This window comes from Caulobacter soli, from assembly GCF_011045195.1.
In the GTDB taxonomy this organism is placed as follows: Bacteria; Pseudomonadota; Alphaproteobacteria; order Caulobacterales; family Caulobacteraceae; genus Caulobacter; species Caulobacter soli.
Genome location: NZ_CP049199.1, coordinates 3,056,345 through 3,075,721, shown reverse-complemented (window position 1 = coordinate 3,075,721; position 19,377 = coordinate 3,056,345). Strand labels below are relative to the sequence as shown.

The 19,377-nt window shown below is 65.8% G+C and carries 20 protein-coding genes and 1 tRNA gene; 13 read left to right on the top strand and 8 right to left on the bottom strand.

Annotated features, from left to right (window positions below; genetic code table 11):
- The first annotated feature begins 200 nt into the window (after positions 1-200).
- Together dapA and smpB are read left to right on the top strand one after the other, a co-directional pair.
- The gene (gene dapA / locus G3M62_RS14240; protein WP_165188054.1) at positions 201-1,085 is read left to right on the top strand and encodes a 4-hydroxy-tetrahydrodipicolinate synthase; all 885 of its coding nucleotides are present in this window, start codon (positions 201-203) and stop codon (positions 1,083-1,085) included.
- Positions 1,085-1,543, top strand: a complete 459-nt coding sequence (gene smpB, locus G3M62_RS14235; RefSeq protein ID WP_012287112.1) for an SsrA-binding protein SmpB — start codon at positions 1,085-1,087, stop codon at positions 1,541-1,543. Before dapA ends, smpB begins: the two co-directional genes overlap by 1 nt.
- Here smpB and G3M62_RS14230 read toward each other — a convergent pair.
- Complete coding sequence (locus G3M62_RS14230) at positions 1,540-2,211, bottom strand: spermidine synthase (RefSeq protein WP_165188052.1); 672 nt, start codon at positions 2,209-2,211, stop codon at positions 1,540-1,542. The genes smpB and G3M62_RS14230 overlap by 4 nt on opposite strands.
- Before the next feature lie 123 nt (positions 2,212-2,334).
- Here G3M62_RS14230 and G3M62_RS14225 point away from each other — a divergent pair, with 123 nt between their 5' ends.
- The 5 genes from G3M62_RS14225 (at position 2,335) to G3M62_RS14205 (ending at position 10,681) form a co-directional block, all read left to right on the top strand.
- Complete coding sequence (locus G3M62_RS14225; protein WP_165188050.1) at positions 2,335-3,111, top strand: class II aldolase/adducin family protein; 777 nt, start codon at positions 2,335-2,337, stop codon at positions 3,109-3,111.
- Between the two features lie 107 nt (positions 3,112-3,218).
- Complete coding sequence (locus G3M62_RS14220; RefSeq protein WP_165188048.1) at positions 3,219-3,908, top strand: hypothetical protein; 690 nt, start codon at positions 3,219-3,221, stop codon at positions 3,906-3,908.
- Positions 3,909-4,025: 117 nt separating this feature from the next.
- Positions 4,026-5,168, top strand: a complete 1,143-nt coding sequence (locus G3M62_RS14215; RefSeq protein ID WP_165188047.1) for an efflux RND transporter periplasmic adaptor subunit — start codon at positions 4,026-4,028, stop codon at positions 5,166-5,168.
- Positions 5,168-8,311 carry an efflux RND transporter permease subunit gene (locus tag G3M62_RS14210; protein WP_165188045.1) on the top strand — a complete coding sequence of 1,048 codons (3,144 nt, stop codon included), beginning with the start codon at positions 5,168-5,170 and terminating at the stop codon, positions 8,309-8,311. The genes G3M62_RS14215 and G3M62_RS14210 overlap by 1 nt, the downstream gene beginning before the upstream one ends.
- 15 nt (positions 8,312-8,326) lie before the next feature.
- Entirely contained in the window at positions 8,327-10,681 is a 2,355-nt protein-coding gene (locus tag G3M62_RS14205; RefSeq protein ID WP_165188043.1) for a transketolase family protein, read from the top strand.
- A 12-nt stretch (positions 10,682-10,693) separates the two neighbouring features.
- Here G3M62_RS14205 and G3M62_RS14200 read toward each other — a convergent pair whose 3' ends face one another.
- The 3 genes from G3M62_RS14200 to G3M62_RS14190 are packed head-to-tail and all read right to left on the bottom strand — an operon-like array spanning position 10,694 to position 11,934.
- The gene (locus G3M62_RS14200; RefSeq protein ID WP_165188041.1) at positions 10,694-11,047 is read right to left on the bottom strand and encodes a nuclear transport factor 2 family protein; all 354 of its coding nucleotides are present in this window, start codon (positions 11,045-11,047) and stop codon (positions 10,694-10,696) included.
- Positions 11,044-11,412: a nuclear transport factor 2 family protein gene (locus G3M62_RS14195; RefSeq protein ID WP_165188039.1), complete on the bottom strand. Its 369-nt coding sequence runs from the start codon at positions 11,410-11,412 to the stop codon at positions 11,044-11,046. The genes G3M62_RS14200 and G3M62_RS14195 overlap by 4 nt, the downstream gene beginning before the upstream one ends.
- A 21-nt stretch (positions 11,413-11,433) precedes the next feature.
- Complete coding sequence (locus tag G3M62_RS14190) at positions 11,434-11,934, bottom strand: c-type cytochrome (protein WP_165188037.1); 501 nt, start codon at positions 11,932-11,934, stop codon at positions 11,434-11,436.
- A gap of 292 nt (positions 11,935-12,226) precedes the next feature.
- Between G3M62_RS14190 and G3M62_RS14185 the strand changes: the two genes are divergently transcribed.
- The 3 genes from G3M62_RS14185 (at position 12,227) to G3M62_RS14175 (ending at position 13,769) form a co-directional block, all read left to right on the top strand.
- Positions 12,227-12,718, top strand: coding sequence for a GcrA family cell cycle regulator (locus G3M62_RS14185; RefSeq protein ID WP_165188035.1), 492 nt, complete (start codon positions 12,227-12,229; stop codon positions 12,716-12,718).
- A gap of 34 nt (positions 12,719-12,752) precedes the next feature.
- The gene (locus G3M62_RS14180) at positions 12,753-12,986 is read left to right on the top strand and encodes a hypothetical protein (RefSeq protein ID WP_165188033.1); all 234 of its coding nucleotides are present in this window, start codon (positions 12,753-12,755) and stop codon (positions 12,984-12,986) included.
- 258 nt (positions 12,987-13,244) lie between these two features.
- On the top strand, positions 13,245-13,769 hold the full coding sequence (locus G3M62_RS14175) for a MarR family winged helix-turn-helix transcriptional regulator (RefSeq protein WP_165188031.1): 525 nt from the start codon (positions 13,245-13,247) through the stop codon (positions 13,767-13,769).
- A gap of 7 nt (positions 13,770-13,776) precedes the next feature.
- Here G3M62_RS14175 and arfB read toward each other — a convergent pair whose 3' ends face one another.
- Positions 13,777-14,199, bottom strand: coding sequence for an alternative ribosome rescue aminoacyl-tRNA hydrolase ArfB (gene arfB / locus G3M62_RS14170; RefSeq protein WP_165188029.1), 423 nt, complete (start codon positions 14,197-14,199; stop codon positions 13,777-13,779).
- Positions 14,196-14,651 (bottom strand): YaiI/YqxD family protein, encoded by a 456-nt coding sequence (locus G3M62_RS14165; RefSeq protein ID WP_165188027.1) that lies wholly within the window; start codon positions 14,649-14,651, stop codon positions 14,196-14,198. The genes arfB and G3M62_RS14165 overlap by 4 nt, the downstream gene beginning before the upstream one ends.
- Before the next feature lie 460 nt (positions 14,652-15,111).
- Here G3M62_RS14165 and G3M62_RS14160 point away from each other — a divergent pair, with 460 nt between their 5' ends.
- Positions 15,112-15,285 carry a hypothetical protein gene (locus G3M62_RS14160; protein ID WP_165188025.1) on the top strand — a complete coding sequence of 58 codons (174 nt, stop codon included), beginning with the start codon at positions 15,112-15,114 and terminating at the stop codon, positions 15,283-15,285.
- Between the two features lie 114 nt (positions 15,286-15,399).
- On the top strand, positions 15,400-15,621 hold the full coding sequence (locus G3M62_RS14155) for a hypothetical protein (protein WP_165188023.1): 222 nt from the start codon (positions 15,400-15,402) through the stop codon (positions 15,619-15,621).
- 16 nt (positions 15,622-15,637) lie between these two features.
- Here G3M62_RS14155 and G3M62_RS14150 read toward each other — a convergent pair whose 3' ends face one another.
- A complete protein-coding gene (locus G3M62_RS14150; RefSeq protein WP_165188021.1) occupies positions 15,638-16,282 on the bottom strand; it encodes a TetR/AcrR family transcriptional regulator in 645 nt (214 codons plus the stop codon).
- Between the two features lie 402 nt (positions 16,283-16,684).
- Here G3M62_RS14150 and G3M62_RS14145 point away from each other — a divergent pair, with 402 nt between their 5' ends.
- The gene (locus tag G3M62_RS14145) at positions 16,685-19,201 is read left to right on the top strand and encodes a TonB-dependent receptor (RefSeq protein ID WP_165188019.1); all 2,517 of its coding nucleotides are present in this window, start codon (positions 16,685-16,687) and stop codon (positions 19,199-19,201) included.
- 79 nt (positions 19,202-19,280) lie between these two features.
- Here the strand turns inward: G3M62_RS14145 and G3M62_RS14140 are convergent.
- Positions 19,281-19,355: transfer RNA gene (locus G3M62_RS14140), tRNA-Thr, on the bottom strand.
- Positions 19,356-19,377 lie beyond the last annotated feature (22 nt).

Below are 19,377 nucleotides of genomic sequence, written 5' to 3'. Positions count from 1 at the left end.
GCGGGGCCGATTTGCGGCGGGTTCGACCCCGTTGGGCATCTATAGACCGCTTCGCAACGGATTGACCCGTGCAGAAACGTCCCCAAATCGGTGAAGAGCGCTACGGACCGGTTGCGGGACATGGGAAGCGGGACATATTGTCCGCCCCCATCCTCAGGCCGCAACCATCGCGGCGCGTTTCTCACGGCAAATTGCAAGTCATGGCTCATTCTCCGTTCAAAGGCGTTCTTCCGGCGCTGGTCACGCCATTCCGCGATGGGGCGGTGGACGAGAAAGCCTTCGTGGCCCTGGTCGAGCGCCAGATCGCCGGCGGCGTGCATGGTCTGGTGCCGGTCGGCACCACCGGCGAGACCGCCACGCTGAGCCACGAGGAGCACAAGCGAGTCGTTGAGCTGTGCGTGGAGACGGCGCGTGGCCGCGTGCCGGTGATCGCCGGAGCCGGCTCCAACTCGACCGCCGAGGCGATCGAACTCGTCGCCCACGCAAAGGCCGTCGGCGCCGATGCGGCCCTGGTGGTCACGCCCTACTATGTGCGTCCCAGCCAGGAAGGCATCTATCAGCACTTCAAGGCGATCAACGACGCGGTCCAACTGCCGGTGTTCGTTTACAACGTGCCTGGCCGCACGGGGTCGGACGTCACCAACGAGACCCTGGCCCGTCTGGCCCAACTGCCCAACATCATCGGCATCAAAGACGCCACCGGCGACCTGACCCGCGCCTCGATGCAGCGGGTCCTGTGCGGTCCGGACTGGGTGATGCTGTCGGGCGACGACCCCACGGCCCTGGGCTACATCGCCCACGGCGGTCATGGCGTGATCTCGGTGACCTCGAACGTCGCCCCCGACGCCTGCGCCACGTTCATCAACGCCTGCCTGCAAGGGGCGTGGGAGACGGCGCTCTACTGGCAGGATCGCCTGGTGCGCCTGCACAAGGCGCTGTTCCTCGACGCCTCGCCGTCGCCGACCAAGTTCGCCATGGCTCACCTGGGCCTGTGCGAGGCCGACGTGCGCCTGCCGATCTCGGCGTGCAACGACGCGGTGAAGCCGGCGATCCTCGAGGCCATGCGCGAGGCGGGTCTGGTCTGATGACCAAGCCGATCGCCGAGAACCGTCGCGCGCGGTACGACTACTTCATCGAGGAGACGATGGAGGCGGGCCTGATGCTCACGGGCACCGAGGTCAAGTCGTTGCGCGTCGGTCGGGCCAACATCGCCGAGTCCTACGCCTCGGTGGAAGGGCGGACGATCAAGCTGATCAACGCCGACATCCCGCCCTACGGCCACGCCAACCGCTTCAACCACGAGCCGCGCCGCCACCGAACGCTGCTGCTGCACCGCAAGCAGATCGACAAGCTGATCGGCGCGGTCCAGCGGGACGGCCGCACCCTGATCCCGCTCAAGCTCTATTGGAACGAGAAGGGCCTGGCCAAGCTGGAGATCGGCCTGGCCAAGGGCAAGAAGAACCACGACAAGCGCGAGACCGAGGCCGCCCGCGACTGGCAGCGCGACAAGGCGCGGCTGATGAAGGGCGATCGCGGGGATTAAGCCCGCGTCGCCATCCAGATCACATGCCGCGCGCCGCGCCCCTTGTGGGCGCGGACGCCGATCTCCTCGACGGCGTAGCTCGCGCGCTTCAGTCGCGTGGTGAAGGCGCTGTCACGGGTCGAGGACCAGACCTCCAGCACGCCGCCCGGACGCAGGGCGCGCTTGGCGGCGGCCAGGCCCGTCGGGCTGTAGAGGCCATCGTTTTCCTTGCGGCTCAGCCCGCCGGGGCCGTTGTCAACGTCCAGCAGGATCGCATCGAACGTGGCTTCGCTGTCGCGGATCGGCTCACCGACGTCACCCTCATGGATGCGCACGCGGGGATCGTCGAGGCTGGCGCCATGCAGCTTCCCCAGCGGCCCCCGCGCCCAGGCGATCACGCCTGGCACAAGTTCTGCGACGACGATCTCGGCGTCGGGCCCGAAGGCGGCGAGGGCGGCGCGCAGGGTGAAGCCCATGCCGAGCCCGCCGATCAGCACCCGGGCCTTGGGGCGCGCGCCGATCCGCTCGAAGGCGAGGGCGGCCATGGCTTCTTCCGAGCCACTGAGACGGCTGTTCATTAGCTCGATGCCGCCGGTCATGATCGAGTATTCGGTCCCGCGCCGCATCAACCGCAGCGGCTCGCCGTCGCCGGGCACCTTGGCGGTGTCGAGATGCTGCCAGGGGATCATGGGAAACTCGTTCGGGACCAATTGGATGACGCGCGAGTCTCCCTGTCCCGAACGGCCGCTTGACGCAAGCATCCAGCGGCGCGACCTTCAAGCTAACAACGATAACCTATGGAGGATCCGCTCATGGCCGACGGTGCTACGCAGATCACGACGTCGCTCAAGGATCAGGTCAGCGAAGCCGAATGGAAGGCCCGCGTCGACCTGGCCGCGCTCTATCGCCTGGTCGCCGTCCACGGCTGGGACGACATGATCTTCACCCACATCTCGGCCCGTATCCCGGGGCCCGAGCACCACTTCCTGATCAATCCCTACGGCATGTTCTTCGGCGAGATGACCGCCTCCATGCTCGTCAAGGTCGACCTTGACGGAAACGTCATCGACAAGACCCCGTACTTCATCAATCCGGCGGGCTTCACGATCCACTCGGCGATCCACGCCGCTCGCGAGGACGCCCATTTCGTCATGCACCTGCACACTGATCAGGGCGTGGGGGTGTCGGCCAACAAGGACGGCCTGCTGCCGCTATCGCAGCAGTCGCTAATTGTCTTGCCTCAGCTCGCCTATCACGACTATGAAGGCATTGCGCTCAACCTTGACGAACGGGAACGCTTGGTGGCCGACCTCGGCGAGAAAAAGCTGATGATGCTGCGCAACCACGGCACCCTGGCCGTGGGGATGACGGCGGCTGAGTGCTGGCTGGGGATGTTCTTCCTGGAACGCGCCTGCGCCCAGCAGGTCATGGCGCTCAGCGCCGGTCGAGACAATGTGCTCAAGGCTCCGGACGCGGCCCAGGCCGAGGTCCGCAGCCAGACGGGCATGGGCATGGGCATGATCGCCGGTTTGGCCTGGCCCGGCTGTCTGCGCAAACTCGACCGGGAATCCCCCGGTTACGCTGATTGACGCCCAAACGACGAAAACGAAACGCCGCCGCGGTCCTTGGGGTCGCGGCGGCTTTCTTTTGCGCGCTGGTCGGCGCGGCCGGTTCGGCCCAGGCTGGGGCTTGGCCGATGCGGGACGGCGAGGGGCAACTGATCCTGAAGTACGAGGACCAGAAGGCCGACAGGGGTTTTGATCCCGCCGAGGTCGAGGTTCCCATCGATCCTCGGCGCGACCAAAGTCTGTCGGTCTACGGCGAGTACGGCCTGACCGACCGCCTGACCCTGCAGACCAAGGCGGCTGTGACCCGGGGCCACGACAATTTCGTCGACTATGAAGGACTCGGCCCCATCGAGTTGGGTCTGCGCTATGCGTTGGTGCATACGGATCGATCAGCGGTCAGCCTTTATCTGGGCGCCATCAAGGACGGGGTTGGACGCAACGCGGGCTATGCCGCGCCGGGCCAGGGCGACACCGACCTGGAGGCGCGTCTTCTGGTGGGAACCTCGAGGCAGTGGCGCAAGGCGCAGGGCTTCGCCGAACTGCAGGTCGCGCGCCTCAAGCGCAGCGGCCTGGCGGACGAGACCCGGATCGACGCCACGGCGGGGCTCAGGCCCACGCCCCACTGGCTTCTGATGGTGCAGACCTATGCCGGCCGAGCGGAATCCAAGCCGGCCAAATCCCGGTGGCAGAAGCGCGAGATTTCGATCGTGCACGACCTGTGCGCGTGGAGCCTGCAGGCTGGATGGCGCCAGACGTTGTCGGGACAAGAGACTCCGGCTGATCACGGACCCGTCCTGGCGGTGTGGCGGCGGTTCTGATATTTCAAGACTGTAATATTCGGTCATCCGTGTGTCACTGGACGAAGGCTAGGGCTGGCGGCTAATGAGCCGCTTTCTGCTAGCTTGGCCGACTCCTCTCGGCGCCCGGAGCCTTTCGTGATCCGCAGACACTTCTTCCTCGTCGCGGCGGTCGTCGCGGTCCTGCTGATGCTGGTGGCGGGCGGACTGAAACTGGCCTTTGGCGGCAAGGCTCCTGGGCAGGGCGGTGCGGGTGGCGGTGGTCGCGCCACGGCTGTGTCGCAGGTTGTCGTCCAGCCGCGCGCCTTCACCGACCGGGTCGAGGTGCTGGGCATGGCCAAGGGCCGCCAGTCGGTGACCATCACCTCCAACACCGCCGAACTGATCACCGCCGTGCACTTCAGCGACGGCCAAGCCGTGTCCAAGGGGCAGGTGCTGGTCGAACTGAAGGGCGACCAGGAAGACGCCGGCATCGCCCAGGCCCAGGCCCAGCTGGCCCAGGCCGATCGGGAATACCAGCGCTGGAAGACCCTGGCGGACAAGGGCATTGCTCCCCGCGCTTCGGCTGACCAGTACCTGGCCGCACGCGACACCGCTCGCGCGGCCCTGGCCTCGGCCGGCGCCCAGAAGCTGGACAAGGTGATCCGCGCGCCGTTCTCGGGCCGCGTGGGCATTACCGATATTGCCCCGGGCGCGCTGATCAGCCCCGGAACGGCGATCGTCACCCTGGACGATGTTTCGCTCATCCGCGTCGACTTCTCGGTGCCAGACCGCTACCTGCCGATCCTGCGCGAAGGCCTGACGATCACCGCCAAGCCGGACGCCTTGCCCGGCGAGACCTTCACAGGCCGCATCGCCCAACTCGACACCCGCATCGACCCGGCCACCCGCGCGCTGAAGGCCCGGGCCGAATTCCCTAATGGCGATGGTCGTCTCAAGCCCGGCATGCTGATCAAGGTCGGCATCGACCAGGGCCAGCACCAGGGCGTGGCCGTGCCGGAAGCGGCGATCCAGTTCGAAGGCAACCAGGCCTCGGTGTTTCTGATCGCCAAGGGCCCCAAGGGACAAGTCGCGCGGCGCACCGTGGTTCAGACGGGCCTGACGGTGGATGGCGTCGTCGAGATCACTTCGGGCCTGAAAGCCGGTGACAAGATCGTCGGCGACGGGCTCAACCGCGTTCAGGACGGCGCGCCGGTCAAGCCGGGCGGCGGCAAGGGCGACAAGGCTGAATCTGCTGACAAGGGCGCCTCGGGCGGCCACAAGCAGAAGAAGGCCGGCTGATGCTTTCCGACCTTTCCGTTCGCCGCCCGGTCTTCGCCGCGGTCGCCGCGATCATCCTCTGCGTGGTCGGTCTAGCCGCGTTCAGAAGCCTGCCGATCCGCGAACTGCCGAGTGTCGATCCGCCCGTAGTGTCGATCTCGACGGCCTATACCGGCGCCTCGGCTGAGGTCATCGAGGAGCGGATCACCCAGATCATCGAGCGCCAGGTCGCCGGCATCCAGGGCATCGACCGGGTCAACAGCAGCTCGCGCGACGGCCGTTCGCAGATCACCATCACCTTCACTCTGGACCGCGATCTCGACGCGGCCGCCAACGACGTGCGCGACGCGGTCAGTCGCGTGGCGGCGAACCTCCCCGATCAGGCCGACCCGCCGCAGATCGCCAAGGCCAACGCCGACAGCTCGCCGATCATCGTCCTGAACCTGACCTCGACGTCGCTCAGCACGCTGGAGCTGGCCGACTACGCCGACCGCTATCTGGTCGAGCGGATGTCGACGATCCCCGGCGTCGCCCAGGCGAACCTGTACGGCGCGCCGCTCTACGCCATGCGCATCTGGCTGGACGCCGACGCCATGGCCGCGCGCGGCGTGACGGTCGACGACGTCGAAAACGCTCTCAACGCCCAGAACGTCGAGTTGCCCGCCGGTTCGCTGGAAAGCACGTCCAAGGACTTCACCATCCGCGTCAGCCGGGCCTATTCCAAGCCCGAGGACTTCCTGAAGCTGCCTTTGCGCGGCGCCGACGCCAGTAGCTTCGTGGTGCGTCTGGGTGATGTGGCCCGCGTGGAAGAAGGCGCCGACGACCGTCGCAAGCTCTTCCGCGGCAACGGCGTCCAGCAAGTCGGCATCGCCCTGACCCGCCAGTCCCAGGCCAACGACGTCGCGATCTCCGACGCGGTCGCCAAGGAAGTGGCGACCATCAACCAGACCTTGCCGACCGGCACGAAGATGATCGTGGCCATCGACAACTCGGTGTTCACGGCCGAGGCGATCCACGAGGTCTGGATCACCATGGGGATCTCGATCGTCCTGGTGGCTCTGGTCAATCTGCTGTTCCTGGGCAGCTGGCGCTCGGCCTTGATCCCATCGATCGTCGCGCCGATCTGCATCCTGTCGACCTTCATCGTCCTGGCGCCGCTGGGCTTCTCGCTGAACCTGCTGACGCTGCTGGCCCTGGTGCTGGCCGTCGGCCTCGTCGTCGACGACGCCATCGTCGTGGTCGAGAACATCCAGCGCCGGGTGGACGAGGGCGAGCCCGCGCCCGTGGCGGCCCTGCGCGGCACCCGCCAGGTGTTCTTCGCGGTGGTGGCCACCACGATCGTGCTGATCTCGGTGTTCGCGCCGCTGATGTTCCTGCCCGGTTATATCGGCCGCCTGTTCGTCGAACTGGCCGTGGCCATCGCCGCCGCCGTGGGCTTCTCGGCCCTGCTGGCGCTGAGCCTGTCGCCGATGATGGCGTCCAAGCTGCTGCGGCCGGCCAAGAGCAACTGGCTGTCGAGCCGGGTCGATCGCGCCATGGAGGCCCTGAAGAACAGCTATCGCCATTCGCTGGAAGGGTTGCTGGGCAAGAGCTCGGCCACGCTCGTCACGGGTCTTGTCGTGCTGGTCCTGGCCCTGTGCGCCGGCGGCCTGTTCGCCGTGTTGCCGCAGGAGCTAGTGCCGGCCGAAGACCGTGGTCGCGTGGACATCGCGATCAATGGCCCCGAGGGCAGCGGCTTCGACGCCACCGTCAAGGTGGCCGACCGGATCGAGAAGATTCTCGACAAGTACCGCCAGGACGGCGTCGCCGAGCGCACCATCATCGCCGTGCCGCGCTTCAACCAGAACCAGTACAACACCGGCAACGGCATTATCGCGCTCAAGCCCTGGGGCGAACGGAACAAGTCGGCCGACGACGTCGCCGCCGAACTCAACAAGAGCCTGTCGAAGATCACCAGCGTCCGCGCGGTGGCCTCGGTGCGCGGCGCCTTCCAGCGTGGCGGCGGCGGTGGCGGCGGCGGCGGCACCAATGTCGACCTGATCGCCGTCGGCAACGACTACGTGCAACTGGCCAACTGGATGAAGCCGATCCTCGACGCGTCGCAGGATAATCCCGGCCTGTCGCGTCCGCGTCTGGACTATGAGCCGACCTCGCCGCGCTTGTCGGTTCAGATCGATCGCGACAAAGCCGCTACCCTGGGTATTTCAGCCCAGTCGATCGGCCGGGCACTCGAAACGATGTTCGGGTCGCGCAAGGCCACGACCTACATCAAGACCGGCCAGGAATATGATGTCATCCTGCAGACCAACCTGGACCAACGGCGCAGCGTCGACGATCTGAACCGTCTGCAGGTGCGCACGGCCTCCGGCGTCCTGGTGCCGCTGTCGACCGTGGTGAGCACTCAACTGCGCGGCGACATTCCCGACCGTCCGCGCGTCGACCGCCTGCGCTCGGTGACCCTGACCACTCAGCTGAACCCCGGCTACACGGTCGCCGACGCGGTGAAGTTCTTCCAGGATCAGTCCGCCGCCCATCCGACCCCCGGCGTCAGCGTCAAATGGGGCGGCCAGGCCAAGGACTATCTGGAAGCGTCCGGCGCCGTCGGGCTGGCCTTTGGCCTGGCCCTGCTGCTGGTGTTTCTGGTGCTGGCCGCGCAGTTCGAGAGCTGGATCCACCCAGCCGTGATCATGCTGACCGTGCCCCTTGCGGCGCTGGGCGGTCTGTTCGGCCTGCTGATCGCTGGTTCGACCATCAACACCTACAGCCAGATCGGCCTGATTATCCTGGTCGGCATCGCCGCCAAGAACGGCATCCTGATCGTCGAGTTCGCCAACCAGCTGCGCGACGAAGGGCTGAAGGTCCGTGAGGCCGTGATCGAGGCGGCCGCCCTGCGCCTGCGTCCGATCATCATGACCTCGATCGCCGCGGCCATGGGCGCCTTGCCCCTGATGCTGTGGACCGGCGCGGGCGCGGGCAGCCGCAAGACGATCGGGGCGGTGATCTTCACCGGCGCGATCTTCGCCACCCTGCTGACTCTGTTCGTCGTGCCGGTGTTTTACAACCTGCTGGCTCGCTTCACGAAGTCTCCGGAGTGGACTTCGCGGCAGATCGAGGACTATGAAGCCCGCGAGAAGAGCGGGGAAGGGCATGCCTCACCCGTCTGAACCGGGTGAGGAAGCATGGCTGAAGCCATTCTGGCGGCGAAGCGGCAGGAGCTTGCGCTTCTGCGCCGCATCGAGGAACGCATTCTCTGGTTGGCGTCGTGGACGATCCATAACGCCAACCATCTGCGCGAAAGCCGCGATGGACTAAAGGTCGGTGGTCACCAGGCCTCGTGCGCCTCGATGACCACCCTGATGACCGCGCTCTACATGAAGGCGCTGCGGCCGCAGGACCGCGTGGCGGTCAAGCCGCACGCCAGCCCGGTGTTTCACGCCATCCAGCACCTGTTCGGCCGCCAGAGCCTGGAGAAGCTGAAGGCTTTCCGCGCTCTGGGCGGGGCCCAATCCTATCCCTCGCGGACCAAGGACACCGACGACGTCGACTTCTCGACCGGCTCGGTGGGCCTGGGCGTGGCGATGACCGCCTTCGCCTCGCTGACCCAGGACTATCTGGCGGCGCGCGGCGCGGTGAAGCCCGAGCGGATGGGCCGGATGATCTCGCTGTTGGGCGACGCCGAGCTGGACGAGGGCAACATCTACGAAGCTCTGATCGAGGCCTGCAAGCACGACATCCGCAACACCTGGTGGATCGTCGACTACAATCGCCAGAGCCTGGACGCGACCACCAAGGATCGGATGTTCACTCGTTATGGCGAGATCTTCGAGGCCGCCGGCTGGACGGTCGAGACGCTGAAATGGTCCAAGCGCCAGCGGGAAGCCTTCGCCAAGCCGGGCGGCGAGGCGCTGAAGGCGTGGATCGAGACGGCGCCCAACGACCTCTACGCGGCCCTCAGCTACCAGGGCGGCGCGGCCTGGCGCGAGCGGCTCAACACGGACCTGGCCGGCGACGCCAAGGCCCTGAAGCTGATCGCGGGCTATAAGGACGCCGACCTCGGCGAACTGATGACCGAGCTGGGCGGCCACTGCATGGAGACCATCCTGGAGGCTTTCGACCGGGCCAGCCAGGACGACGCGCCCCGGTTTTTCATCGCCTACACCGTCAAGGGCTTGCGGCTGCCGTTCCAGGGCCACAAGGACAACCACGCCGGTCTGATGACCGAAAGCCAGATTGCCGAGCTGCGCTCGCGACTGGGCGTAGTCGAGGGCGAGGAGTGGGACGCGCTGTCGGGTCTGTCCGCCGCCGAACACACAGCTCTGAAGGGCCTGGTGGCGCGAGCTCCGTTCGCCGCCCAAGTGGAGCGTCAGCACCTCGCCCCGGCCATCGCCATCCCCACGGCCGAAGAGCTGCTGGCGCCGGTCCTGGGCGGCGGCGAACAGTCGACCCAGGCGGCGTTCGGCAAGGTGATGTTCGAGATCGCCCGCCGCGATGACGAGTTCGCCGGCCGGGTGGTGACCACCTCGCCGGACGTGACGGTCTCGACCAACCTGGGCGGCTTCGTCAATCGACGCGGCGTGTTCCAGCGCCGGGCCCATGACGACGTCTTCAAGCGCCGACGCATTCCGTCGGCCCAGGTCTGGTCCAAGGCCGAGACCGGTCAGCACGTCGAACTCGGCATCGCCGAGAACAACCTGTTCATCGCCCTCGCGGCCCTGGGTCTGACCGCGCCGTTGTTCGGCGAGCGTCTATTTCCGGTCGGCACCCTGTACGACCCCTTCATCGCCCGCGGCCTCGATGCCCTGAACTACGCCTGCTACCAGGACGCCCGCTTCCTGCTGGTCGCCACGCCCAGCGGCCTGACGCTGGCGCCCGAAGGCGGCGCGCACCAATCGATCGGCTCGCCGCTGATCGGCATGAGTCAGCCGGGTCTGGACAGCTACGAACCGGCCTTCGCCGACGAGACGGCGGTGCTGATGGCCCACGCCTTCGGCCAGATCCAGGCCGAGCAGGGCGCGTCGACCTATCTGCGACTCTCGACCCGGGTGATCACCCAGCCCGAGCGGACCGACGACGCCTGGCGACGGGGCGTGATCGACGGCGCCTACTGGCTGCGGCCGCCGACGCCCGGCGCGCGGTTGGCCATCGTCTATGCCGGCGCCCTGGCTCCCGAAGCCTTGGCGGCGTTCGAGGCGGTGCTGGAGGACGAACCGGGCGCGGGCCTGCTGGCTGTGACCTCGGCCGATGTTCTGCACCGTGATTGGACCGCCGCGGGGCGGTCGCGCTGGACCGACGGCGTGGCGCGCGTCTCGACCATCGAGACCCTGCTGGCGCCCCTGTCGCGCGACGCTGGGCTGGTGACGCTGATCGACGGCGCTCCTTCGACCTTGTCGTGGTTGGGTTCGGTGCGCGGCATGCGGCTGCGGGCGCTGGGGCTGGAGACATTCGGCCAGTCCGGTGACCTGCCGGACCTCTACGCCAAGTATCGACTGGACGCTGATGCGATCCTGGACGCCTGCGCCGACTTGCTGATGTGACGGCCTACGGCCCTAGATGGCCGCCTGCAGCTCGATACCGTGGATCAGTCCGTCGACCACGGTATAGAGGGCGTAGCTGCGCGTGTCGGACCAGATGTGGCCCTGGCGATCGTGCGTGGCCACCTGCATGTCGGCCCGTATCCGACCGTCGGGCTCGACCGTCATCGCCAGCAAGTCGAAGTCCGGGGCGAGGGTGTCGAACATGTACTGGAAGAACGCCCGGACGGCGGTCGAGCCGATCACGTCGCCGCCCTCCAGGAAGTCACCGAACTCTGCATCCGGATGCATCAACGTCATGACCGCCTCGATGTCGCGGTGCGCCAACGCATCGTAGTAGCGGACGATCACGTCGGTCGCGGCGCTCATCGCCGAGGTCTCTCGTCGGGGATCTCGACGTCGAGCCGGGCCACCAGACCGTCGCGCAGGGTGAAGACATGGCGCACGCAGCTGTCCGACCAGACTTGGCCGGACAGGTTGCGGACGATCTGGTTGACGTCGGCGGCGACCCGGCCGTCGGGCAAGACGGTGATCGACACCACGGCGACGTCGATCGTGATCGATTTGTCGTTGCGAGCCCAATACGCGCCCACAGCTTCACGCCCGATCAGGCGACCGTGCTCGATCAGATCGGGCCAGTCGATGTCGGGCGTCAGCAGGGCCGAGAAGGCGGCGAAGTCGCGCCGGTTGTAGGCGTCGTAGACCTTGGTCAGCAGCGCGTGCGCGTCGTCCATGGCTCCAGCCCTCCAGCCGCCTCAGCCCTTGGGCGGCTTGTAACCGGTCTCGACCTTCAGATAGGCGATCAGATCGACGCGATCCTTGGGATCATGCAGGCCCGCGAAAGTCATCTTGGTGCCCGGCATGAAACCACGCGGATTATCCAGCCACTTGTCCAGATGTTCGGCGTCCCAGTTGAAGCCGGCCGCGGCGACGACGGGCGAGTACTTGTAGTCGGCCTTGCTGCCCGCCTTGCGCCCGAACACGCCATAGAGGTTGGGGCCGGTCATGTTCGGTCCGCCCTCAGTGATGGTGTGGCACGAACGGCAGAGGGCGAACTTGCTCTGACCATTCAGCAGGTCGCCGGTGTTGTAGGGGGCGGGGAGGGCGGCGAGCAGGGCCTGCTTTTCGGCGTCGGTGGGCGTCGCCGTGGACGCCGAACTCGCGGAGCCGCTGTCCGAGGCGCTCGCGCCGGGCTTGGAGCAACCGGCCAAAAGAACGCAGAAGACCGCGGCGGCGGCGAGGTGAAACTGACGCATTTACTAATCCCCGACTGACATTATGCCGCAAGCTGTGCGGCGCGGCGCCGCATTCATTTTCTGGCCCAACTGTGGGCTCCGCATCCAATATATAACGTCGTTATCCGGTCAAGGTCTTGCCATCTTTCCGCGAGCGCCCTGCGACAACGCGCGTTATCCCACAGAATGTAAAAGCAAAATGCCCGATTACAAACCGTGGGTATGCACATAAAAAATTGACCAGAATTAACCATAAACGTACCCAGAAAGCGCCGGAGGGGCTGCTCCGGCGAGCGGGTAGGAAAACAAGATCATGGACTGGAACGAAGAGCGCACCGCCACACTTCGCAAGCTGTGGCTTGAGGGCATGAGCGCTAGCCAGGTGGCGCGCCAATTGGGCGGCGTTAGCCGCAGTGCGGTGATCGGCAAGGTGCACCGTCTGGGCATCACCGTCCGCGATATTCCCGCCCGTCAGCGCGCCACGGTGCGCACCGCCGTCCGAGCCCAACCCCGCGCCCGTGTCGTCCGAGACGCCGTGTCGACCCCGCGCCCCGCGCTTCGTCTGGTCGAGATCGCGGAGATGGCGCCGACCGCGAACATCCTCGGCCTCGAAACCCATTCCTGCCGCTGGCCGATCGGCAATCCCGACTCCCACGATTTCGGCTTCTGCGGTCGAGAAAAGACCGCCCGGGGCTCCTACTGCGATGACCACGCCCGCGGCGCTTTCCGCAAGCTGTCCTCGCCGTCCGAGGTCAAGGCCTGGGCCCGCCAGCCAGCCGCCCGGATCGAACTGTATTCCGCCTGATCATCGCCTGACCCCAAACTCCAGGACGACCCCCATGAACATGGTTTTGATCGAGAACACCGCCGGCAGCAGCCAGGTGATCACCATCATCGAAGAGTTCGCCGGCCACTCGGTGTCGCGCGATCTCAACCCCGGCGAACACACCCGCATCCCGGTGGGGCAGTTCAAGTCGATCGTGGTGCGCGAGACCTATCCGGACGACTGGTTGACCCGGGCCCGCGCGCGCAACGCCACGATCCCGGATGCGATCGCCAGCCGCGCGGCCTGATCGGCTTTTATCCTTGCAGAGTGCGAGAAATACACGGCCCCCGCGAACTTGTTCGCGGGGGCCGTCTCGTCTGGAACTCTATGGTTAGCGTGACGTTAGCCGCAGTCGAACGTCGTTCGCTGTCGTTCACGCCAGGGGGAACGGCGTCGCGTTCCAAATACATGCAGGCGCGCGCAATCGGCGCGGGCAAGCGGAGCCGTGATTGTGCGTGGCTGCCGCGTGTGAGATGAAGGCGCGCCGTTTGGCGTGGGGGGAACCATGTCAGAGCAGAAGCAAGGGGAGGGCCGCGGTTTGCCGTTGCCGACCTATGTCAGCTACTTGATGTACCAGACCGAGCAGCATCGGCGCGCCCTGGCGGCCGACTGCATCGCGCAGCATGGATTGAGCTTCGCCAAGTGGGTGGCGCTGGCGTCACTGTCACGGTTTGGCGAATGCTCGATGACGCGCTTGGCGCGGCTGTCGGCCGCCGACCGCACCACCCTGACCCGCTCGATCGACGGCCTGATCCGGGACGGCCTCGTCGAGCGCGGGACTCAGGCCTCCGACCGTCGCAAGGTCGTGGTTCGTCTGACCCCGGAAGGTCAGGAAATCCTGGGACGGATCCGCGAAGACATCCATCCGATCAACCAGGAAGTCTGCGCCGAGCTCACCCACGAGGAGCAGACCAATCTCGCGACCTATCTCCAGAAGATCCTCGGCGGGCTGATCACCGAACCGGAGTGGAAGCACGAGGTGCTGTCGTTCGGACCCGGGCCCGTCGAACCGAGTTGGGATCGAGGCTAGAAACGGTTCAGTCGTCGCCCTTGGGACGGCCCCGCAGCGCCTTGACGCCGGACCGCTTGCCCTTGGTCTCCAGGCGCTTGAGCTTGCTGGAATAGGTGGGCTTGGTCGGCCGACGAGGCTTTGGCTTTTCGGTCGCGCGACGGATCAGGTCGACCAATCGGTCCCGAGCCTCCTGGCGGTTCATTTCCTGGGATCGGCTGCCCTGGGCGAAGAGCACGATCACCCCGTCCTGGGTCAGGCGACTTCCGGCCAGGGCTTCCAACCGGGTCTTCACATCCTCGGGCAGGGTGGGCGAGTTGCGTACGTCGAAGCGCAGCTCGATGGCCGTGCTGGTCTTGTTGACATGCTGACCGCCAGGCCCCGAGGCGCGGGTGGCCTTCTCGACGATTTCGTCGTCCTCGATCCGCAGCCAGGACGTGATCTCGATCATCGGACCACGCGCCGGGCTTTCACGACAGCGGTGTCCAGCGCCTGCAGGAACTTGGAGCGATCGGCGGGGCCGAAGGCCTTGGGGCCGCTGGTGACCTCGCCCATCGAGCGCAGGTGTTCGCCGATCATCCGCGAGGCCAGGGCCGAACCGATGGTGTCGACCGTGAACAGCCGACCTGTCGTGCCCAGGGCCTGACCGCCGGCCTTCAGCACGCGGTCGGCCAATGGAATGTCATTGGTGATCACCACATCGCCCGGACCGGCCCGCTCGGCGATCCAGTCGTCGGCGATGTCGGGACCCGCGTCGACCACGATCTGCTCGATGGCCGGGGTCAGGGGCACGCGGATCCAGCTGTTGGAAACCGCGAAGGTCTTCAGGCCATAGCGTGCGGCGACCTTGTAGACCTCGTCCTTCACGGGGCAGGCGTCGGCGTCGATGTAGAGAACGGTCATGCGCCGTCTCGTAGCGCCTTCCCCGGCCGGGCGCCAAGCGTCGCGACGGCATCGATCCGCGACGGATACGAATCGCCGTCAGGAGGAGACGCTGGAAACCTGTCTTTTCGCCCTTCGCGCGAACGGCGCGCGCTCAGGCTTTGGGCAGCGGGCTTACGATTGCCCATTTGGCATACAAACGGGCGCTCTCGACAGCTTCACCTTAATGGCCGGCGTCCTTGCCCTTGATCGGCTGTCCCGCCGCACTAGTTATCAACGCGTGGAGCCGCCTTTGGCGCTCCTGCCCTTCCTGGGCGTTTCCTCCCTAATGACTGCCCGGCCTTTGCGCCGGGCTTTTTTTGACCTGTGCGGTCGCACGTTCCGACAGCTGGGAAACACATCGCAACATGGCGACAACATCGCGATGGGACGGTCTTCGCGACCGCCTTCGGTCGTTCACGTCTGGGAGGACAAGACGCACATGACTTTCGCCAAACTGTTCGGAACCGCCGCTCTCGCCGCCGCCGCCTTGAGCCTGGCCGCTGTCGCCCCCGCTTCGGCGCGCGACAACCACCATCGCCATGAGCACAAGGTCTGCAAGTGGGAGCGCCATCACGGTCACAAGCAGAAGGTCTGCCGCTGGGTGCATAACTAGGCTCGGCGGTCCGGGCGGGTGGGCGCCCGGACATTCCTCACGGATATAGTTTGATCGACGCGCCTCGGCGCGCGCCTTAAACTCGGACTTCAAGTGATCTTCTGGAGACCGAGTATGGACAAGGCCGAAATCAATCGCGTCGTCGAGCGACACAAGGCCGAGCAGGAGGCGCTCGACCAGCGCCTGGAAGCCCTGCGCAGCGGCAAGCTGCAGGTGGCGCGCACCGAAGACGGCGACGTGCAGGACGAGACCCACGTCCACATCAGCGAATTGGAACGCCTGCGCCAGTGGCTGGCCGAGAACGTCGCCCGCTACGAGGCCCTGTTGGGCGCCTGAATGACGGGGCGCGCGGTCAGGCCGGCCGCGCGTCGTTTCTCAGACCCTGAAGGCCGACGACGCCAATCGCCGCCATCAGGCGATCGACCGTCACGCCCTCGACAGTCGGCACCCACTTGGCCAGCCAGATCAGCATGCCCAGCAGCAATTGGACGACCAGCGACGACTCGCAGGTGGTGATCGAGTCGTCGGCCATGCCGTCCTGAATTATTCGCTCAAGTCGGCGGGTCAGATGTTCGCTGCAAGCGGCGATCGCGTCGCGTTGGCCTTCGTCCAGGTAGGAGCGATCGCCGAAATAGAGCAGGGGACCATTGCGGCCCGACTCCTTCAGGAGCGCTCTCAGAAAGCGTTCCAGTCTTTCGAATCCGGTTCCGCCTTCGGCGTTGGTCTCGCTCAAGACCCGCTCGAAACGCTCCAGCGAACTCTGATGACAGGCGAAAACCAGGCCCTGCTTGTTCGGGAAATAATAGTAGAGCGCCGCGTCGCGCAGATCGAGGGCGGCCGCGATCTCGGTCATCGTCGCCAGGGCGTAGCCCTTGATATTGATGATCTCGGTGGCCGCCCGAAGGATGGCGTCCCGCTTCTTGGCCGACTTGGGGCTGTGCGACAGCGGCTTGTGGCCGTCCAGCGTGGCCGTCGCGATGTCGTTGTCGCCGCTCAAGGCTTTCCCCTGCTCCCCTGGGTGTTCTCTTTACGGAACTTCCGCATTGGTAGCGGTCCGACGCCGTCCTGGGCAAGCATTCTAAGAACGGTGTTCCGTTTCATCCTCAAATTTCTAACTTGCCCTAGAATATCTGGGGTGTACTAGAATCGTCCCTAGGAATGCGAAACGCCGAAACAGGCGTCGTATCCCCGGGGGAAATCGTAATGGCCGCGAACGCCGCGCAGGACCGTGTCCGCGCCCTCGCCGAGGGTGATGCGCCGCGCCACGTCGTCGCCATACCGCTCAACCGAAAAGATCGCCGACCTTCCCGCGCCAAATGCGGACGGGGCGGCGCGCGTCGTGGCCTTCGAAGCCGCCGTGCGCACGAGAACGACAAAAACAATGCTCAGGGAGAATAACGTGAAGAAGGTGCATTTCGTCGGCGCGTCGCTGTTGGCCCTCGTGGTCGCTGGACCCGCCCTGGCGCAGACCCAAACCCCGCCGACCTCCAACGCGACCGTCGAAGAAATCATCGTTACGGCGACCAAGCGCGAACAGACCCTGCAGGACGTGCCGATCTCGGTGGCGGTCACCGGGCAGAAGACTATCGAGCGCGCCCAGATCCGCGATCTGATCGACCTGCAGTCGGTGGTGCCGTCGCTGAAGGTCTCGCAGTTCAACGCCGCCAGCCAAACCAACTTCATCATCCGCGGCTTTGGCAACGGCAATGGCAACGACGGGATCGAAAGCTCGGTCGGCGTCTTCATCGACGGCGTCTATCGCTCGCGTTCCGCTTCGGCGCTGGACGACCTGCCGGAGGTCGAGCGCATCGAAGTCCTGCGCGGTCCGCAGTCGACCCTGTTCGGCAAGAACGTCTCGGCCGGCGCCATCAGCATCGTGACCAAGCAGCCTCAGTTCGATTTCGGCGGCAAGGCCGAGGTCACGCTCGGCAACTACGACGCGCGCCAAGTGAAGGCGACGGTCACGGGTCCGCTGAGCGACACAGTCGCCGTGCGCCTGTCGGGCAGCCTCAACAAGCGTGATGGCTACGCGACCAACATCACCACCGGCAATGACGTCAACGACCGCGATCGCTGGTCGATCCGCGGCGACCTGTTGTGGGTTCCGACCGACGCGACCACCGTGCGGGTCATCGCCGACTACAACAAGATCACCGAAGTCTGCTGCGCGGTGAACTCGATCTACAACGGTCCGGCCACCCAGTTCATCGGCGCGCCCGCGCCGTTCGGCCTGGGCAAGCCGATCAGCGATCCGGCCAAGAAGTTCGACCGTGACGTGGTCTTCAACACCGATCCGACCAACCGCCTGACGGGCAAGGGAATCTCGGGTCAGGTCGACCACGACCTCAGCTTCGCCAAGCTGACCTCGATCACCGCCTATCGCGAGCAGACCAGCGCCTCGTTCCAGGACGTCGACTTCACCGGCGCCGACTTGGCCAACAAGGACGATGGCAACACCATCAAGACCTTCACCCAAGAACTGCGTCTGGCCTCCAGCAGCGACGGCCCGTTCAACTGGCTGATCGGTGGCTTCTACCAGGATGAAAAGCTCGATACGGGCCGGACGATCAACTACGGCTCGGACATCCGGGCCTATGCCGAAGGGCTGAGCGGCCAGGTGCCGGCGGCGCTGCTGGCCGCCCTGCCGTCGACCATCCGTCCGGCCCTGACCGGCAAGTCGAACCTTTATGCGCTGGAATTCCTGCAGAGCCTGGCCACCCCGTCGATCCGTCCGGGTTCGACCTACTTCCAGGCCGGGCAGGGCATCGACGACGACTATTCGATGAAGCAGCGGTCCTATTCGCTGTTCGGCCAGGCCGACTACAAGATCACCGACAAGCTGACCATCACCGGCGGCCTGTCCTATCTGAACGACCGCAAGCGCGTGGTCTCGGACGTGGTTCTGCGCGACCCGTTCTCGGCGCTGAACCTGCAGGCGGTGCCGCAGTTCACCGCCCTGGGTCTGCCCGGCAACCTGTACGGCGCTCTGGGCAGCCTGCAATTCTACTACGGCAACTCGCCGACCCACGGGCCGGTCAACTTCCCCAACGCCAACGAGTCGGGTGAGCTGAAAGGCGACAAGGTTACCTACGCCGTCCGCGCCGCCTACGACTTCGGTTGGGTCAACGCCTATGTCAGCTATTCGACGGGCTGGAAGGCGGGCGCCTACAACCTGTCGTCCGACAGCCGTCCGCCGAACGCCAATGGCGTGGGCCGCACCGCCGCGCCCGAGGATGTCAGCGTCTACGAAGCAGGCCTGAAGGCCAACTTCCAAGGTGGCTACCTGAACCTCGCGGTCTTCGATCAGTCGATCAAGGGCTTCCAGTCCAACGCCTATACCGGCATCGGCTACAGCCTGGTCAACGCTGGCGAGGAGTCGGTGAAGGGCTTCGAGGTCGACAGCGCTTATCGTCCGATCGATTGGCTGTCGCTGACCGCTTCGGCCACGTACCTGGATCCGACCTATGACTCGTTCACTGGCGCGGCCTGCGTGAATTACGACACCGCGCGCTGCCCGGTGAACCCGTCGACCGGTCTGCGGCCCAACTTCCGCGATCTGACCGGCGACAAGCCGGCGGGTATCCCCAAGTGGAGCCTATCGACCTCGGCCACGATCTCGCATGAGCTGGGCAAGGGCTATGGTGGCTATCTGCGCGTCGAATACGACTACACCAGCAAGTCGCAGCTCAGCGAGACGACCCCGCCGGACATCGGCACCTGGGGCCAGAGCATCGTCAACGCCAGCCTGGGCGTGACCAACGACGCGCATCAGCTGGAAGCGACGCTCTGGGTTCGCAATTTGACCAACGATGAGAGCCTGATCGCTACCTTCCCGACCGTGGCTCAGGACGGCAGCTACAGCGGCTATCCGACCCCGCCGCGCATGTATGGCGTGACCCTGCGCAAGACGTTCTAGTCTATCGCGAGGTTGCAAGGCGCCGCTCGATCCACACGGATCGGGCGGCGTTTCTATGTCGATCTGATAGGCGGGAAAATGGTGCCGGATGAGGGGATTGAACCCCCGACCTTCGGTTTACAAAACCGCTGCTCTACCGCTGAGCTAATCCGGCCAACACCGCTACGCCGAGCGGG

Excerpts from the sequence above, each read along its gene's own strand:
- G3M62_RS14195 (WP_165188039.1), bottom strand. The coding sequence starts at position 11,412 with ATGGACGACGCGCACGCGCTGCTGACCAAGGTCTACGACGCCTACAAC.
- smpB (WP_012287112.1), top strand. The coding sequence starts at position 1,085 with ATGACCAAGCCGATCGCCGAGAACCGTCGCGCGCGGTACGACTACTTC.
- G3M62_RS14225 (WP_165188050.1), top strand. The coding sequence starts at position 2,335 with ATGGCCGACGGTGCTACGCAGATCACGACGTCGCTCAAGGATCAGGTC.
- G3M62_RS14160 (WP_165188025.1), top strand. The coding sequence starts at position 15,112 with ATGACTTTCGCCAAACTGTTCGGAACCGCCGCTCTCGCCGCCGCCGCC.
- dapA (WP_165188054.1), top strand. The coding sequence starts at position 201 with ATGGCTCATTCTCCGTTCAAAGGCGTTCTTCCGGCGCTGGTCACGCCA.
- G3M62_RS14185 (WP_165188035.1), top strand. The coding sequence starts at position 12,227 with ATGGACTGGAACGAAGAGCGCACCGCCACACTTCGCAAGCTGTGGCTT.
- G3M62_RS14220 (WP_165188048.1), top strand. The coding sequence starts at position 3,219 with ATGCGGGACGGCGAGGGGCAACTGATCCTGAAGTACGAGGACCAGAAG.
- G3M62_RS14155 (WP_165188023.1), top strand. The coding sequence starts at position 15,400 with ATGGACAAGGCCGAAATCAATCGCGTCGTCGAGCGACACAAGGCCGAG.
- G3M62_RS14200 (WP_165188041.1), bottom strand. The coding sequence starts at position 11,047 with ATGAGCGCCGCGACCGACGTGATCGTCCGCTACTACGATGCGTTGGCG.
- G3M62_RS14175 (WP_165188031.1), top strand. The coding sequence starts at position 13,245 with ATGTCAGAGCAGAAGCAAGGGGAGGGCCGCGGTTTGCCGTTGCCGACC.
- arfB (WP_165188029.1), bottom strand. The coding sequence starts at position 14,199 with ATGATCGAGATCACGTCCTGGCTGCGGATCGAGGACGACGAAATCGTC.
- G3M62_RS14205 (WP_165188043.1), top strand. The coding sequence starts at position 8,327 with ATGGCTGAAGCCATTCTGGCGGCGAAGCGGCAGGAGCTTGCGCTTCTG.
- G3M62_RS14210 (WP_165188045.1), top strand. The coding sequence starts at position 5,168 with ATGCTTTCCGACCTTTCCGTTCGCCGCCCGGTCTTCGCCGCGGTCGCC.
- G3M62_RS14230 (WP_165188052.1), bottom strand. The coding sequence starts at position 2,211 with ATGATCCCCTGGCAGCATCTCGACACCGCCAAGGTGCCCGGCGACGGC.
- G3M62_RS14165 (WP_165188027.1), bottom strand. The coding sequence starts at position 14,651 with ATGACCGTTCTCTACATCGACGCCGACGCCTGCCCCGTGAAGGACGAG.
- G3M62_RS14190 (WP_165188037.1), bottom strand. The coding sequence starts at position 11,934 with ATGCGTCAGTTTCACCTCGCCGCCGCCGCGGTCTTCTGCGTTCTTTTG.
- G3M62_RS14180 (WP_165188033.1), top strand. The coding sequence starts at position 12,753 with ATGAACATGGTTTTGATCGAGAACACCGCCGGCAGCAGCCAGGTGATC.